Genomic DNA, 15160 nt, shown 5'->3' on the forward strand with positions numbered 1-15160 from the left:
GCATCCATAACGTGGTTGGGCTAAAAAACGACAAGCTCAGTCAGTCAGTTTACATAGGGTCGGCCTTTCCCGGCTCGCTACTACACTACTTATACGCGTATTCGACCTCAGTCGTTCTTTGATCCGCGCACTTCGCGGATACGATTGCGGCCTGCATACCGCATTCAGCTTTTTGACAAGGAGAAAAAAGATGTCAAAAGGGCATAGCTTACAAGACCCTTACCTCAATGTACTGCGCAAAGAGCGTATCCCTGTTTCTATTTATTTGGTAAACGGCATCAAGCTCCAAGGGCAAATTGAATCTTTCGACCAATTTGTGGTGTTACTCAAAAATACCGTCAGTCAAATGGTTTATAAGCACGCTATTTCCACTGTTGTTCCTTCTCGCGCTGTGCGTGTTCCGCTGCTGAATCCGGCCGCGCAACCGGGTGGCGAAGGCAATGGCGAAGGTGGTGAGCGCGAATCTTTCAGCTGATTGAGTCGCGCTACCGAGACTCGCGCCCCAATTCCGGGGCGCTAGCAGCCGAGTGAACCCGATCCGGGTTTTCGGCTGCCACTTCAATCTGGGAGCCGGGTGGGCGCCCGTTTCCTCATATAGAGATTTCCCATTGTTTTTCGATCGACCGGAATCCGGTGAACTGGCGGTGCTGGTACACCTAGAACTCTCCGCTATTGACAGCCCCGACGACCCTCGCGAATTCGAGGAACTGGCCCTCTCTGCTGGAGCAGACCCGGTCAGTTTTATCTTTGGACAGCGCGCTAGTCCGGACCCGAAAACTTTTGTTGGGCGGGGTAAACTGGAAGAGATTCGCCAGGTAGTCACGGAGCAGGGCGCGGAGCTTGTGATATTCGATCACATCCTTTCCCCCAGCCAGGAGCGCAATATAGAGCGCGAATTGGAGTGCCGGGTGCTCGATCGCACCGGCCTGATCCTGGATATTTTTGCCCAGCGCGCGCGCACCCATGAGGGCAAGTTGCAGGTGGAACTGGCGCAGTTGCGCCATATGGCCACCAGACTCGTGCGTGGCTGGACCCACTTGGAGCGCCAGAAAGGTGGTATCGGTCTGCGCGGACCGGGTGAAACCCAGCTGGAAACCGACCGCCGCCTTTTGCGCGCGCGTATCGATTCTATCGAGAAGCGCCTGGAAAAAGTCCGTCGTCAGCGGGAGCAGGGCCGGCGCGCACGTTCCCGCGCGCAAGTGGCCACGGTTTCCCTGGTGGGCTACACCAATGCGGGCAAGTCGACTCTGTTTAATCGGCTCACCGATGCCGATGTTTATGTGCGCGATCAATTATTCGCAACACTGGATCCGACCATGCGCAGGGTTGAATTACCCAATGTCGGCGCCATGATTCTTGCAGACACGGTGGGTTTTGTTTCACACCTACCGCATAAATTGGTGGAGGCCTTTCGCGCAACTCTTGAAGAGGCGGCCCAGGCTACCCTGCTATTGCACGTCGTGGATGCCGCCGCGGAGAACCGTCTGCACCTGATGGAAGAAGTGCAGACTGTACTCGAGGAGATCGGTGCGTCGGACCTGCCGCAACTGCTGGTGTACAACAAAATTGATCTGCTCGCCGATTGCGAGCCCCGTATCGATCGCGATGAGGAGGGTGTACCGCGTGCGGTATGGCTATCCGCTGTGACCGGTGTGGGCTGTGATCTGTTGGTGGAGGCGATCGCCGAGCGCCTGGGCGAGCAGATGGTATCTGGACGATTGGTGGTGAAGCCGCAACAGTCGCGCCTGCGCGCCCAGCTCTACCAGATTAATGCTGTGCAGAGCGAGCACTACCAGGATAATGGAGACTGTGCATTGCAGTTGCTGTTACCGCGCGGTGATTTCCAGCGTTTGCTCGCCCCATTTTTAAGCGATGATGAGGCGCCTGAATGGCAGCCGGAAGAGGAAACCAGCGGAGATATCGAGTGGTGGGAATCCTAGTCTAATCCGCTTGTGGACACGATTTCATACAGCCCGAGGGGCTGTGATTGCGACAAACTTGCCTCCAGCAGAAGTCTGGCGGCAATATTTACCGGCGGGGAGTGCTAGAATCCGCCGGAGTTAAAGCTTAAATGATCAGAGTTGGAGTAATGTAAATGGCCTGGAATGAACCGGGTGGTAATAACGGCAAAGACCCTTGGGGCGGTGGCGGTGGCAACCGCAATAACGATGGTCCGCCGGACCTCGACGAGCTGTTCCGCAAAATTCAGCAGAAACTTGGTGGGTTGTTTGGCGGTAGCCCCAGCACGGGGACCGGCAACTTTCCCTGGATGCTGGTGATTGTTGTTGCGGTATTAATATATGCGGGGCTGGGAATTTACCAGGTCAACGCGAACGAACAGGCGGTGGTGCTGCGCCTGGGCAAATACCACTCTACGGAGTCCGCCGGTCTACACTGGAACCCACCGCTGATCGACAGTGTCACCAAGGTCAACATGACCGAGGTGCGTACCGAGCGCACCACCGGGCAGATGCTGACCGAAGACGCGAACATTGTTGAAGTGGTATTGACCGTGCAGTGGCAGGTGGGTGATGCAGAATCCTATGTGCTGCGTGTTCGCGATCCAGTGAAGAGTCTGCAGGAAGCTACCGATAGTGCCCTGCGCCACGTAGTCGGTTCCCTGACCCTCAACGGTGTTATTTCCCAGAATCGTACCCAGGTATCCACCGATACCCAGAAACGCCTGCAGGAGTATCTGGACCTTTATCAGACCGGTATCCTCGTCGACGTGGTCAACTTGACCGACGCCAAGGCGCCCCGTGAAGTTCAGGATGCCTTTGATGATGTGACCAAGGCCCGCGAGGACGAGGTCCGCCTGCAAAATGAAGCCCAGGCCTACGCCAACCAGGTAATTCCGGTGGCTCGCGGTCAGGCTCAGCGCATTATCGAAGAGGCTGAAGGCTACAAGGCCCAGGTTGTCGAGAGTGCTCGCGGTGAGGCGGTGCGTTTCGAAAAGCTGCTGGCCGAATATGAGCGTGCGCCCGAAGTGACCCGAGAGCGTCTCTATCTGGATGCGATGCAGCAAGTCATGACCAGCACTTCCAAAGTCATGGTGGATGTCGAGGGTGGCAATAACATGATGTACCTGCCGCTCGACAAGTTGACGCAAGAGGGCACCACCCAATCAGGCCAGCGTAAAGACACCTCCCCGGTCGTGATTGAGGAGGTCTACCAGCGGATCGTCGAGCGCCTGCGCCAGGATGCTGCCAGCAACCGCCGCAGCCAGACTGTTCGCTAGGAGGTGATAGAATGAACAACAAAACTCTGGGAATTATTGTCGTACTACTGCTAGGTATCCTGCTGGTTACCTCCAGTGCCTTTGTCGTCAAGGAGACGGAAAAAGGCGTACTGCTGCGCTTTGGTGAGCTGGTGCGCACCTATACCGAGCCCGGACTCCACTTCAAGATCCCCTTCGCCGAGAGGCTGCGCAAGTTTGATGCGCGTATCCAGACAGTGGATTCTAGTCCGGTGCGTATGCTCAACAGCGAAAACAAGTTCATGATGGTGGATTCGTACGCTAAGTACCGTATCTCCGACGTGAGCAAGTTTTATATTGCTACCCGTGGCGATGAGCGCAATGCGGTACGTCTGTTGTCCGAACAGATTAACGATCGCCTGCGTAACCAGTTTGGTGTGCGCGATCTACACGAAGTGGTCAGTGGTGAGCGCGATGAGCTGATGGCAGAAATCACCAAGAACCTGAACCAGATTGCGCAGAAGAATCTGGGTGTGGAAGTGATCGACGTGCGCGTGAAGCGTATCGACCTGCCGCCGGAAGTTTCTGAATCGGTGTTCCAGCGTATGCGCGCCGGTCGTGAGCTGGAAGCGCGAGATCACCGCGCCAAAGGTCAGGAGGCCAGTGAGCGTATCAAGGCCAACGCCGATCGTCAGAGAGTAGTGATTGAGTCTGAAGCCTACCGCCAGTCTGAAGAATTGCGCGGTGCTGGTGATGCAACGGCCGCGGCTATTTATGCCTCAGCCTACAATAAGAACCCCGAGTTCTATCGTTTTACCCGCAGCTTGCAGGCCTATAAAGAGTCTTTCCAGAGCAAATCCGATATGTTGCTGGTGGACCCGGATAGTGAATTTTTCCGCTATCTGAAGGATCCCAAAGGGCAATAAACCAGCCAGCAGGGCAAATGGCAGCGGATTATCGGTAGTCTCCCGCTGTTTGCCCGAGGTCGAGGCTGTCCTTGCGACAGCCCTACCTTCCTGCCGGCAGTTGGTGCTAAAATCACGCAAACCGGGCCTCGCCCGGTTTTTTTGTGGAAGCTGATGCACCCCGTTAACTCTGAAAAGTTCGTTTCACCATGACTCAAGCCGATCGTTGGATGCTGCCGGATGGCATCGCGGAGATTTTGCCCGCGGGTGCCATCCAGGTCGAAACTTTGCGCCGCCGACTGCTGGACCTCTACCATTGCTGGGGGTACGAGTTAGTGATACCGCCTATGTTGGAATTCACCGAGTCCCTACTGGTTGGTATGGGGCATGATCTCGATTTGAGTACTTTTAAAGTCACCGATCAGATTTCTGGGCGCACTTTGGGCATTCGCGCCGATATTACTCCGCAAACTGCGCGTATTGATGCGCATAGTTTCCCGCGCGCAGGAGCCAATCGCCTGTGCTATGCAGGCCAAGTTCTCCACACCCGACCGCGGACCGCCATGGGCTCACGCGCGCCGATACAGATAGGCGCGGAACTGTTTGGTGTGGACAGCCTCAGTGGGGATATCGAAGTTATGTCCCTGATGCTGGAGAGCCTCCAGGCTGCCGGGATAGAGAACATTTATCTGGATCTCGGCCACGTGGCTATCTACCGCAGCCTCGCAGAGACGGCCGGCCTGAGCGAAACCGAGCGGGAAGCGCTCTCCGCCCTGTTGCAGAGCAAGGCAAGTGCCGATGTGCACAGTTGGGTGGAGCAAAATATTAATGACCCCCAGGTGGCATCCTGGTTGCTGGCTTTGCCCGGCCTCGCCGGTGGACTCGACTGCCTGGAACGAGCGCGAGTGTTGCTGTCAGAAGCACCGCAACCGCTACTGAGTGCGCTGTCGGATTTGCAGCGGGTAGCCGAGGCCCTGGGGCAGCGCTATCCGGCCGTGAAGTTCTTTTTTGATTTGAGTGAAGTGCGTGGTTACGACTACGAAACCGGACTGGTTTTTGCCGCTTACACTCCAGGCCACGGCCAAGCGCTTGCCAATGGTGGCCGCTACAACGGTATTGGTGCGGTATTTGGTCGGGACCGCCCAGCAACGGGCTTTAGTAGTGATCTGGTGGCACTCAATACCCTCGGGAGCGGTATGGCAGCCACTGCTGGAGCCATACTCGCTCCAGAGGTGAGTGGCCCGCAAGGGGCCGAGCTTTGGCGCAAAGTTGACGAGCTGCGCAAGCGGGGAGAGGTGGTGATCGCCACGCTTTCCGATAGCGCGGAAAGCGATCTCCACTCGCGCTGTGATCGCGAGCTGGTGTTGGAAGGCGATTCCTGGGTGGTCAAGCCCCGGGACTGAACAGAGGCGGGTGCAGCGGATGTGCCGATTATGCGCCTATATTGATGCGGTGAACTCCGCAAGATCCTTTGATGTAGGGGCCTCCGGGCTTCTCGCAGAACGAAACCTGAGTTAGAGATTGATACAGATGGGCAAGAACGTAGTAGTACTGGGTACCCAGTGGGGCGATGAAGGCAAGGGCAAGATTGTCGACTTGCTGACCGAACAGGTCTCTCTGGTGGTGCGCTTCCAGGGCGGACACAATGCCGGCCACACCCTGGTGATCGATGGTGAGAAAACCGTACTGCACCTGATTCCCTCCGGTATCCTGCGCCCCAGCGTAACCTGTTTGATTGGCAATGGCGTGGTACTGTCTCCGGAAGCATTGCTCAAGGAAATGGCGGAACTGGAAGAGCGCGGCGTACCTGTGCGCGAGCGTTTGCGTCTTTCCCCAGCTTGTCCGTTGATTCTGCCGGTGCACGTAGCACTGGACCAAGCCCGTGAGAGGGCGCGCGGCGCCAAGGCGATCGGCACCACTGGCCGCGGCATTGGCCCCGCCTATGAAGATAAAGTTGCCCGCCGCGGCTTGCGTCTGGGCGATCTGTGCAACTGGGAGAACTTCTGTAGTCAGCTCAAGGAACTGATTGACTACCACAACTTTGCCCTGACCCAATACTACAAAGTCGATCCAGTCAGCTACGAGGACACCCTGGAGCAAGCTCAAATTTGGCGTGAGCAGCTGCTGCCAATGATGACCGATGTGGCCGATCATTTGCACAAGACCCGCGAGCAGGGCGAGCATATTCTGTTCGAGGGCGCCCAGGGTTCCCTACTGGATATCGATCACGGTACCTATCCGTTTGTCACGTCCTCTAACACCACCGCTGGTGGCACTGCCACGGGCTCCGGTTTTGGCCCTCTGTATCTGGACTATGTGCTGGGTATTACCAAGGCCTATACCACTCGCGTTGGTAGTGGTCCTTTTCCCACTGAGCTCGACTGCGAAGTAGGCCGTCACCTGGGCGAGAAAGGGCACGAATTCGGTGCCACCACCGGTCGCCAGCGCCGTACTGGCTGGTTCGATGCAGTCGCTGTGCGCCACGCGATTCGTATCAACAGTATCTCGGGTTTGTGCCTGACCAAGCTGGATGTGCTCGATGGCCTCGAGGAAGTGAAGATCTGTGTGGGCTACCGCAATAGTGCGGGAGAAGAAATGCCGGTGCCATTCGATGCCGCTGGTTGGGAAAATGTCGAGCCCGTATACGAGACCATGCCGGGTTGGAGCGACAACACTTTTGGTGTGCGTCGCGAGGCGGACCTACCTGCTAATGCCAAGGCCTATATCGCCCGTATTGAGGAGTTGGTGAGCGCGCCGGTAGATATCGTTTCTACTGGTCCCGATCGCAATGAGACTATTGTCCGCGCCTCCTCGGCATTGTGTGAAATGGGAATTCACAACGCGAGTGAATAAGTGGTAATGGAGCGGTTGTGAATAGCCGGTCTGATCCTGGCCTTGCTATTTTTAGTGAGGCCTCTGATCATTAGACTTGATACAAATTATCGGTCGAGTGGCTTTTGAGGCCGTTCAGAACCAGAATTTAATCGGGCCAATTTATGACCGCATCCGTTTCCGTTGCCAACCGCTATAGCTTTGCTGAAGAGATCGCCAATAGCATAACCCACGGTATCGGAGCTGTACTGGCTATTGCCGGCCTCGGTGTTCTTATTGGTTTTGCCGTGCTGCGTGGGGATGCCTGGCATATCGTCAGCTCCAGTGTCTATGCCTCCACGCTGATTCTCTGTTTCCTCGCCTCGACCCTGTATCACGCGGTCAGCCACATCGGTGCCAAAGAAATTCTGCGGACCCTCGATCACACCTCGATATTCCTCCTGATTGCCGGGACTTACACGCCCTTTACCCTGGTTACCCTGCGCGGGCCCTGGGGTTGGTGGCTGTTTGGGATTATCTGGGGGTTGGCGCTACTCGGATTGGTTATCCAATTCACCCCCCTGAAAAAGATTCGCGCGCTTTCAATAACGCTCAGTGCCTTGATGGGCTGGGTGGTTATCGCTGCGATTAAGCCGCTTGCGAATAGTCTTGAAACCGGTGGTCTTTGGCTGCTGGTCCTGGGCGGACTCTGTTACACCGGGGGTATCGCTTTCTACTTATGGCGCAGTCTGCGCTTCCATCATGCGATCTGGCACTTGTTTGTGCTGGCCGGCGGCATACTGCACTTCTTTGCCGTGCTCTTTTACGTGATTCCCTGATTTTGTGGCCTTGATCACAAGATCAACTTAGCGTCAGAACTTCCCTTCGGCTCCGATGTCCTCATTAATGACTGATCGGGTGGGTGTCCCCCTTGGAAAATCCGCCTTTCAGAAGAGAGTGGCTCGTCCTAACCTTGTGCGAGCGAAATGTCGTGTCAAAGGTACTCCCATGCCCAGATTGCACAGGTTCCCCACGCTATTGTATTTCCTCACCCTCTGCCTAACCCTGTTTACACTGGGGGCTCAGGCTGCCGATAAGCCGGACCCGGCGTTCGAAAAGTGGGTGCAGGAGTTCCGCAAAACCGCCATTAAGAATGGAATTTCGCCGAAGGTCTACGACCAAGCATTCCAGGGGGTTACCTCCCCGGACCAATGGGTGTTGGATCGGGCCAGTTATCAGCCGGAATTCAAGGCGCCAGTCTGGCAGTATTTTGATAACCGGGTGCAAAAACGCGCCATCCTGCGGGGCCAGCAGGAAAAGGAAAAGATGGGATCCTGGCTGGATAAGATCGAGAAGCGCTTTGGTGTGGACCCGAATATCCTGTTGGCGATCTGGTCGGTAGAGTCGAGCTTCGGTGGCATTCTCGGTAATGAGAAAGTGATGCGCAGCGTAGTTCGCTCCCTGGCGACTCTGGCCTACGCAGATCCGCAGCGCAAGAAATTTGGACGACAGCAGCTGCTTGCGGCCCTGAAAATACTGCAGGCCGGTGACGTTGAAGGGCAGCACCTGCTAGGCTCCTGGGCCGGTGCCATGGGACACACTCAGTTTATCCCCACTAGCTACCAAGCCTACGCTGTGGATATTGATGGCGATGGCAAGCGTGATATTTGGAACTCTGTGCCCGATGCCCTGGCCACCGCGGCTAATCTTTTGTCCAGCAATGGATGGCAGAAGGGCAAGCCCTGGGGCTATGAAGTCTCCATCCCCGCGCGCAAAATGCCCGGAGGCAAATTGACCGTTGCGGAGTGGGAAAAGCTTGGGGTCAAACGGGCCAACGGCGAGCCGTACCCGAACAAAAAAGCCATAGCCGAGCTTAAGTTGCCAGATGGGCGTAACGGTCCGGCCTTCCTGGTGTTTAAGAACTTCTTTGTTCTCAAGCGTTACAACAACTCGGATCGCTACGCTACCGCAATAGGCCTTCTTGCCGATCGGATTGCTGGGGGCCCGCCTCTGGTAAAGGACTGGAATCGCCCCTTTACTCCCCTCGAGAGCGGTCAGGTCGAGCAGCTGCAAAAACTACTGAAGCAAAAGGGTTTTTACAGCGGCGAAATCGATGGCAAGGCCGGACCGGGTACCCGCAAGGCCATCCGGGCATTCGAAAAGCGCGCGGGTGTAGAGGTTCAGGGCTTCCCCAGCAAGGAAGTGCTGGAGTTACTCCAGCAGCAGTAGAGGCCCTTAAAAGTTTTCATCTGGGAGCAGACTATCCTGTAATAACTCGAGGTTATCCACCACCTCCTGCGATTCTTGGAAATAGGCGATGTGATACATCGCCTCACCCTCTTGTACTAAGGGGATGTTCTGCTTGCCAATAATGATACCCTCGCCGTTACTGCGCACCTGGTCGAGTTCATTGCCGTAGGGGTCGGCTATGGTAGCGAGTAGGTCGCCCTTATAGACCTGATCGCCCAACGCTTTTAGGTGGGTAGCAATACCACTGTCCCCGGCGCGCAGCCAGCCACTTCTGCGGGCGATAAACGGTTCTATCGGGTTGCGCCTACGCCTCGCGGGCAGCATACCCAGATGCCGCAGAACGTTGGTGACCCCTTTCAGACCTGCGCGTATACACAGTTCGTCGAAGCGCAGGGCCTCGCCAGCCTCATATAGCAAGACACGCACCCCCCGATCCGCAGCCGCCTGTCGCAGGGAGCCATCGCGGATCGAGGCGTTGAGCAGGACCGGCACGCCGAAAGCTTTGGCCATTTCGCGGGTAGTGTCATCGTCGAGGTTGGCGCGCACTTGCGGCAGGTTACTGCGATGTGCGGCTCCCGTGTGTAGGTCGATACCATAGTCGCATTTGGCCACTATCTCCCGCAGGAATACATGGGCCATACGCGCTGCCATGGAGCCCTTGGCGGAACCGGGAAAACTGCGGTTTAGGTCGCGGCGGTCGGGCAGGTAACGGGTGTGCTGGAGCACGCCGTAGACATTGACCATGGGTACGGCGATGAGAGTGCCGCGCAAAGACTTAAGGCTTCGGCTTTGGATCAGGCGGCTGATCACCTCAATGCCGTTTAACTCATCTCCGTGCACGGCCGCGCATACAAATATTGTGGGGCCCTCGCGTTTACCGCGCTGCACATAGACGGGAATAGCCATTTCCGTGTTGGTGTAGAGGCTCACCACTGGCAGGTCGATGTGCCGGGATTCTCCCTTGGCCACCGTGATACCGCCGATTTCAAAGTCCAGGCCTTCTTGCATGATTGTTCTACGCAATTACTCGATTCATAGAAAGGGGTGGTCGCAGGCCCTGATGGGCCGCGATTTGGGCTTCCGCGAGGAGGTCAGAGCATGGCCAGAGGCACATCGGATGTGCTGTGGGAGAAAATTCCCGAGCCATTCAGCCAGATATGCAGGGCCGGATTCCAATATCCTGAGGGGGTGTACCAGAGACCGGTCTCGATATCGGCAATCAAATTAATGCCTCGCCAGGGGCCCGGAGTTTGTCCGAACCCCCTGCCGGCACTGTCTTCGGCATCACTTCCCTGCGACCACTGCACAGTGCCCTGCGCATCAAAGATGGCCAGTGGCTTACCCGTAGGGTCTGCGTGGTAATGTTCAAAGCGGCCGGAACTCCAGTGGCACAAAATGGACCCGCTCAGTGGGTGGGTGATCCAGTGACCGATACCCCGTGATTTACCATCGACGTGATGGGCCTCTGCCCAGATACCCAGGCCGCTCCAGCTGGTGGTGACCCGGCGCTGGCGTGTTGATTTGCGGTGAGTACAAGTTTTGCTCAGGCGGCGCCCGAAAGGATCATAGCGGAAATAAGTCTTGAAATCGCTACATTCTGCCGTGCTCATCAGTCCCCAGCCATCATATTGATATTGGTAATCTCTGCGGCCCGGAATTTGTTGCTCACTGATTACGTTGCCGCGCTTATCTCTTTCGATTTGCGCCTGGGTAAACCCACTGGAGCGTGCGGGGGCAGTGAGTTGTAATGGGGGGTGCTTGTCGAACTGCCAGGCGAGAGCGAGGCCGCTCTCTAGAGCGCTGGGGCGCCCAAACTGGTGTTTGTAAGTGCTGCGTACATTGCCCTGTACATGAATGGCGCTTTTTTCATTGAACTCGGTGCGCAGTACCGGCTCGCCATTGGCATCTATGCCATACAGTGCCCCGCAGGGCGTGAGAGTATAGGCTAGATCAAGGTTGTCGGAACTCGCGCTTTTTAGCCAGCCGCGCGAGTCGTACTGGTATCTCAGACTGAAATCGCGCACGTCGCTGCTGTCGTGGTTCTCAGCGATAATCCGGCTGCGCCGGTCGTATTTAAAGCGCACTGAGGAGTGTAAATTGTTAGCCTGTATCAGGCGTTCGTGTGCATCGTAGTGAAACTCACTAATCTGGCCGTTGTTATTGCGTATGCTGGCAATACAGCCACTGCCGTTGTACTGAAAATACCAGCGGCAGTCGTTATCGTTATATTCGCTGAGGCGGCCATCAATATGGTAATTCCAGCTGAGGAGCTGATTGTCAGGCGTCTGCTGGCTTACCAGCTGGCCTAACCCATCGTATTGCCAGCGGTAATCCCCGCTGGATGTTTGCAGGTGGGTTAGCTGACCCTGGGTATCGGTGTGCAGGGCCCATTGGTTGCCATCGGCAAAATGAATCTGGCAAATACGCCCACTATTATCGTACTCCCATTGCAGGCTCTGGCTATTGCTGGCATGGATGGCGTGGGGCTGTCCGCGCTCAGTGTAATCTATCCCGTATTGGTAGGTGCCGATATGAGATTCGCGCAGCTCGCCCGTGGGACCGTAACGCCATACGCGCCAGGATTCCCCATTTACAATCAGCGCAGTCAGACGCTGCCAATGGTCGTACTCAAAATTCCACTGTTGCTCTCCTCTGCGCACGGTTTGTAGCTGGCCCTGGCCGTCCCAGCTGAAGTTCACGCTTCCCCCCTCGGGATCGGTGATCTGCGTGAGTAGGCCGCGCTCACTGTAGTGGAATTTCCACTCTTGTTGTTCCGGATCAATAATTGCCAGCGGCCGCCCCCTACCATTGAAATGATAGCGCCAGGTTTGCTGTGTATTGAGCAGAACAGCTAGAGGATAGCCGTCTTCTCCATAGAGGTAGCGGTTACTATTCTTCCCCCGGGTGGTGCGCCGCAGGCGTCCGAACTCATCGTAGCGCAGGTAAGTGCGTTGCCCATCCTCGCTAATGTGCTGACACATATTGCCATAGAAATCGTACAGCCAACTTTGTTTACACGGACCCTTTCGCTCGCCGGTAAGCTGTCCAAATTGGTTAAAGTGCAGCTGCTGAGGGTCGCGGTCGGTAGTTTCCACCTGGCAATTTCCCAGGGTGTTTTGCCAACTTAACAGGGTTTCTGAATCGCCTTGTATAAGCCTGTGGCAGTGCCCCTGGCGGTCGTATTCAAACTGGAAATCGCCGTTTGCTCCGCTGTGTGCCCGCACAAGGGATAAGTCGTGATAGCTATAGCGCTCCAGGCCGCGGTTACTGTTAGCCTCTATAAGTAATCCCCCCTGGAACTCATAAGCGCACAGTTGGCGTTGGTCGTCGGGAGCGTGGTTGTTAACCAATTTTCCAATACGGCCACCTCGGGTTTCAAAATCCAGTACCCGTCCCCAGGAGCTGACAATTTTTTTGGGTAGTCCCTCGCTGAAATCGATTGTTAGCGCATTGCCGAATTGATCGCGGATCTCGGTGAGTGGCAGGGCGCTGTTGACACCGTCGGCGCGAAAAATTTTATGCGGTTCGTTGAGAGCGGATAGCCGGTAACTGTGCAGACTCTGCCGAAATAGGAGCAGTCGCTCGAAGCGGTTGTAGCAGCCGTGCCCTATGGCGGGTAATTGGAACTGCACCCGGCGGCCTTCAGCGGTGTGTAGTTCTACCTTGTTATCCTGCACCATGAGCTGTTCGCTCAGCGAATGGCGCCAGCCCGCACCTATTCCGCAGTCCTCGCTAATTGTTGAGCGATAGAAGCGTTTCCACTCAAACGGTAATGGGCCGGGAATGGTGAGATCTACTTGTTCAAAGCTCAGTTCACCAGTCGCTGTGGTCACTCGATCTTTAATCCGGTGACAGCGTGTAAGAGGTGGAATATAGGAGCCCTGCGGATTGACACCCGCGGTATTAACAAAGAGGACTGGGCCTTCGCCGATGCCTGGCAAGAGTTGAACCTCAGGCGCACAGGCAAGGGTAAAGGCATTGACATCGATGGCCGGTGGCTCGGGCCATAAGGCCTGGGCGCTCTCGCTTGGGACCTGGGCTTCGGGTAGCTCTCGAATTGCCTCCAGCCAACGGCAGGCCGCCGCTGGACTTCCTTGAGGGAAGGAGGTGGTAGGAGGGCTGAGAACTTTGAGCAGGTTGGGGACCAGCTGGGTGAGACGTTCCGGTGTCATTCTTCAGCTTCCGGCAAACGGGTTTAGCGTTGCGCTTTTCGGATAGTTACATCGGGTGAATGGGGTCTTTGCGTTGCGCTTTGCTCTTGAGTGAGTATTTGCGCTGCGTGCTGAGAGGAGTACTCGAGAATACCCGCACTGATATTGTCTCGCCCTCCCATTCTGTTGGCATCGTCGATAAAACGGTAGACGCACTCCAATGCGGGGCGATGGGTGGCAAGTACACGCTCGATTGCGTGATCATCCAAGTATTCGGTGAGGCCATCACTGCAGAGTAACAAGAGGGCGTTTTCTGTTAATTTCCAACTGTTAATTTCTGCTTCTACGGTATTGGAGACACCTAATGCGCGTGTTATATGGTTTCGCACACTGGAGTGCTGAGCCTGCTCCTCGGTAATTTGACCGCTGTCTATCATTTCCTGAACAACGCTGTGATCTCGCGTAAGGCGCTGTAAGCCGAAGTTATTCCATAGATAAGCACGTGAATCGCCAATATGCGCCACGATCAGGAAGTCGTGCCACATAACTGCGGCAACAATCGTTGTCCCCATTTTAGAAAATTGGGGATTGGTATTTTTGGTGTTCAGGAGAGCGTTATTGGCACTGTTGATAGCGTCGATCAGGGTCGCGCGTAAAATCAGTTGTTGCTGTTCTGGGGTGCAAGAGAGAAAGGTGTGTTTTAAAAGGGCGTCGAGGTGAGTTTGAACGGTTTCTGCCGCTATTTTACTGGCTGTAGCACCACCGGTGTACCCTCCCATACCATCCGCAATTACGATATAGGCGAAGGGTTTTTCAGCACTGGCATGCCAGCGGATACTATCCTCGTTTTCCTCGCGCACTTGACCGATGTCAGTGCGTCCGTTGACCGCCAGACTTATCTGATCCATGTCTGGTGCAACTCCCCTTTATTTAAATAGCAACAAAATGCAGCGTAACATTATTACAACCACTAACCAGCGTTCATGTTAACTTGGCAGTAGACTAAGTTTGAAATTTTTTTCCTTGGTTTGCGATAATAAAACCTTTATCCATCACTAGAAAGGCATCGCGCCTTATAAAAAAGGATTTGCAGGCAAAATGCCTCGTTTGCCCAGGCTCAATCTAATAGATATCCCCCAACATATTGTGCAGGTTGGTCACAATAATTTGCCCTGTTTCTTTGATGAGGAAGATTATCAATATTATTTGATTAGTTTGCGAAACGCCGCTGATCAATATCGTGTGGATGTACATGCTTACGTCTTGCTGCCCAATATGATCCAGATTATCGCCACTCCGAGGGTTCCAGATGGCATACCTTCGATGATGCAATCATTGGGTAGGCGTTACGTACAGTTTGTTAATCACCGTTACAAGCGCTCTGGTACGATTTGGCGCGGGCGTTACAAGTCGAGCTTGATTGACTCCGATGCCTATTTGTTGACCTGCTATCGCTATGTGGAGCTGCGCCCGTTGTATTTGGGGCTTGCCGACTCTCTAGGGAATTATCGCTGGTCAAGTTTTAATCATCATGTAAATGATCAGCATGACAACTTAATCAAAGACCACCGTTTATATGTAGATCTGGGTGAGAATGCCGAGCAGCGTGCCCAGGCCTATCGAAAGCTTTTCCGCTACAGCTTTGATAGCCGTTTACTCGATTATATTGCCGAGACCATCAAACTGGGTCATGTGCTGGGGGGCGATGCCTTCAAGGATAAAATTGAGCAAATTGCCAATCAGAGGGTCCGCCCACTTAAGAGAGGGCGCCCAAGAAAATCAAATAAAATCGAAAAACAATTGGTGGAAACCAATTAGATAAATAAGCATGATAAATACATGAGATG

Annotated in this window: 12 protein-coding genes; 9 read left to right on the top strand and 3 right to left on the bottom strand. The window is 55.1% G+C overall.

The features are described from left to right. The first annotated feature begins 190 nt into the window (after positions 1 to 190). From hfq to Q1A69_RS02695, 8 genes are all read left to right on the top strand, one after another. Positions 191 to 475 carry an RNA chaperone Hfq gene (gene hfq, locus Q1A69_RS02660; protein WP_299580699.1) on the top strand — a complete coding sequence of 95 codons (285 nt, stop codon included), beginning with the start codon at positions 191 to 193 and terminating at the stop codon, positions 473 to 475. Between the two features lie 133 nt (positions 476 to 608). Beyond that, entirely contained in the window at positions 609 to 1940 is a 1332-nt protein-coding gene (hflX, locus tag Q1A69_RS02665; RefSeq protein ID WP_299580702.1) for a ribosome rescue GTPase HflX, read from the top strand. A 155-nt stretch (positions 1941 to 2095) separates the two neighbouring features. Beyond that, positions 2096 to 3238, top strand: a complete 1143-nt coding sequence (gene hflK, locus Q1A69_RS02670) for an FtsH protease activity modulator HflK (RefSeq protein ID WP_299580706.1) — start codon at positions 2096 to 2098, stop codon at positions 3236 to 3238. 11 nt (positions 3239 to 3249) lie between these two features. Beyond that, positions 3250 to 4122: a protease modulator HflC gene (hflC, locus tag Q1A69_RS02675; protein WP_299580709.1), complete on the top strand. Its 873-nt coding sequence runs from the start codon at positions 3250 to 3252 to the stop codon at positions 4120 to 4122. A 188-nt stretch (positions 4123 to 4310) separates the two neighbouring features. After that, complete coding sequence (locus Q1A69_RS02680; protein WP_299580712.1) at positions 4311 to 5504, top strand: ATP phosphoribosyltransferase regulatory subunit; 1194 nt, start codon at positions 4311 to 4313, stop codon at positions 5502 to 5504. A 127-nt stretch (positions 5505 to 5631) separates the two neighbouring features. Beyond that, a complete protein-coding gene (locus Q1A69_RS02685; protein ID WP_299580715.1) occupies positions 5632 to 6954 on the top strand; it encodes an adenylosuccinate synthase in 1323 nt (440 codons plus the stop codon). Positions 6955 to 7097: 143 nt separating this feature from the next. Beyond that, positions 7098 to 7751 carry a hemolysin III family protein gene (locus Q1A69_RS02690; protein WP_299580718.1) on the top strand — a complete coding sequence of 218 codons (654 nt, stop codon included), beginning with the start codon at positions 7098 to 7100 and terminating at the stop codon, positions 7749 to 7751. Between the two features lie 169 nt (positions 7752 to 7920). Next, on the top strand, positions 7921 to 9141 hold the full coding sequence (locus Q1A69_RS02695; RefSeq protein WP_299580721.1) for a lytic murein transglycosylase: 1221 nt from the start codon (positions 7921 to 7923) through the stop codon (positions 9139 to 9141). A 6-nt stretch (positions 9142 to 9147) separates the two neighbouring features. On the opposite strand, the gene Q1A69_RS02700 is transcribed toward Q1A69_RS02695, so the two are convergent. The 3 genes from Q1A69_RS02700 to Q1A69_RS02710 all read right to left on the bottom strand — a co-directional run bounded on the left by Q1A69_RS02700 (position 9148) and on the right by Q1A69_RS02710 (position 14221). Then, the gene (locus tag Q1A69_RS02700) at positions 9148 to 10170 is read right to left on the bottom strand and encodes a succinylglutamate desuccinylase/aspartoacylase family protein (protein ID WP_299580724.1); all 1023 of its coding nucleotides are present in this window, start codon (positions 10168 to 10170) and stop codon (positions 9148 to 9150) included. Positions 10171 to 10253: 83 nt separating this feature from the next. After that, complete coding sequence (locus tag Q1A69_RS02705) at positions 10254 to 13334, bottom strand: DUF6531 domain-containing protein (protein ID WP_299580727.1); 3081 nt, start codon at positions 13332 to 13334, stop codon at positions 10254 to 10256. Positions 13335 to 13357: 23 nt separating this feature from the next. Next, complete coding sequence (locus tag Q1A69_RS02710) at positions 13358 to 14221, bottom strand: Stp1/IreP family PP2C-type Ser/Thr phosphatase (RefSeq protein ID WP_299580730.1); 864 nt, start codon at positions 14219 to 14221, stop codon at positions 13358 to 13360. Positions 14222 to 14411: 190 nt separating this feature from the next. Here Q1A69_RS02710 and Q1A69_RS02715 point away from each other — a divergent pair, with 190 nt between their 5' ends. Continuing rightward, complete coding sequence (locus Q1A69_RS02715; protein ID WP_299580733.1) at positions 14412 to 15131, top strand: transposase; 720 nt, start codon at positions 14412 to 14414, stop codon at positions 15129 to 15131. Positions 15132 to 15160: the final 29 nt, after the last annotated feature.

Origin of the sequence: uncultured Microbulbifer sp. (assembly GCF_947498635.1) — a bacterium.
Lineage (GTDB): Bacteria > Pseudomonadota > Gammaproteobacteria > Pseudomonadales > Cellvibrionaceae > Microbulbifer > Microbulbifer echini.

Bases quoted from the DNA above. Each gene is read 5' to 3' on its own strand.
- Q1A69_RS02700 (WP_299580724.1), bottom strand. From the start codon at position 10,170: ATGCAAGAAGGCCTGGACTTTGAAATCGGCGGTATCACGGTGGCCAAG.
- Q1A69_RS02715 (WP_299580733.1), top strand. From the start codon at position 14,412: ATGCCTCGTTTGCCCAGGCTCAATCTAATAGATATCCCCCAACATATT.
- Q1A69_RS02680 (WP_299580712.1), top strand. From the start codon at position 4,311: ATGACTCAAGCCGATCGTTGGATGCTGCCGGATGGCATCGCGGAGATT.
- hfq (WP_299580699.1), top strand. From the start codon at position 191: ATGTCAAAAGGGCATAGCTTACAAGACCCTTACCTCAATGTACTGCGC.
- hflK (WP_299580706.1), top strand. From the start codon at position 2,096: ATGGCCTGGAATGAACCGGGTGGTAATAACGGCAAAGACCCTTGGGGC.
- Q1A69_RS02685 (WP_299580715.1), top strand. From the start codon at position 5,632: ATGGGCAAGAACGTAGTAGTACTGGGTACCCAGTGGGGCGATGAAGGC.
- Q1A69_RS02690 (WP_299580718.1), top strand. From the start codon at position 7,098: ATGACCGCATCCGTTTCCGTTGCCAACCGCTATAGCTTTGCTGAAGAG.
- Q1A69_RS02705 (WP_299580727.1), bottom strand. From the start codon at position 13,334: ATGACACCGGAACGTCTCACCCAGCTGGTCCCCAACCTGCTCAAAGTT.
- hflC (WP_299580709.1), top strand. From the start codon at position 3,250: ATGAACAACAAAACTCTGGGAATTATTGTCGTACTACTGCTAGGTATC.
- Q1A69_RS02695 (WP_299580721.1), top strand. From the start codon at position 7,921: ATGCCCAGATTGCACAGGTTCCCCACGCTATTGTATTTCCTCACCCTC.
- Q1A69_RS02710 (WP_299580730.1), bottom strand. From the start codon at position 14,221: ATGGATCAGATAAGTCTGGCGGTCAACGGACGCACTGACATCGGTCAA.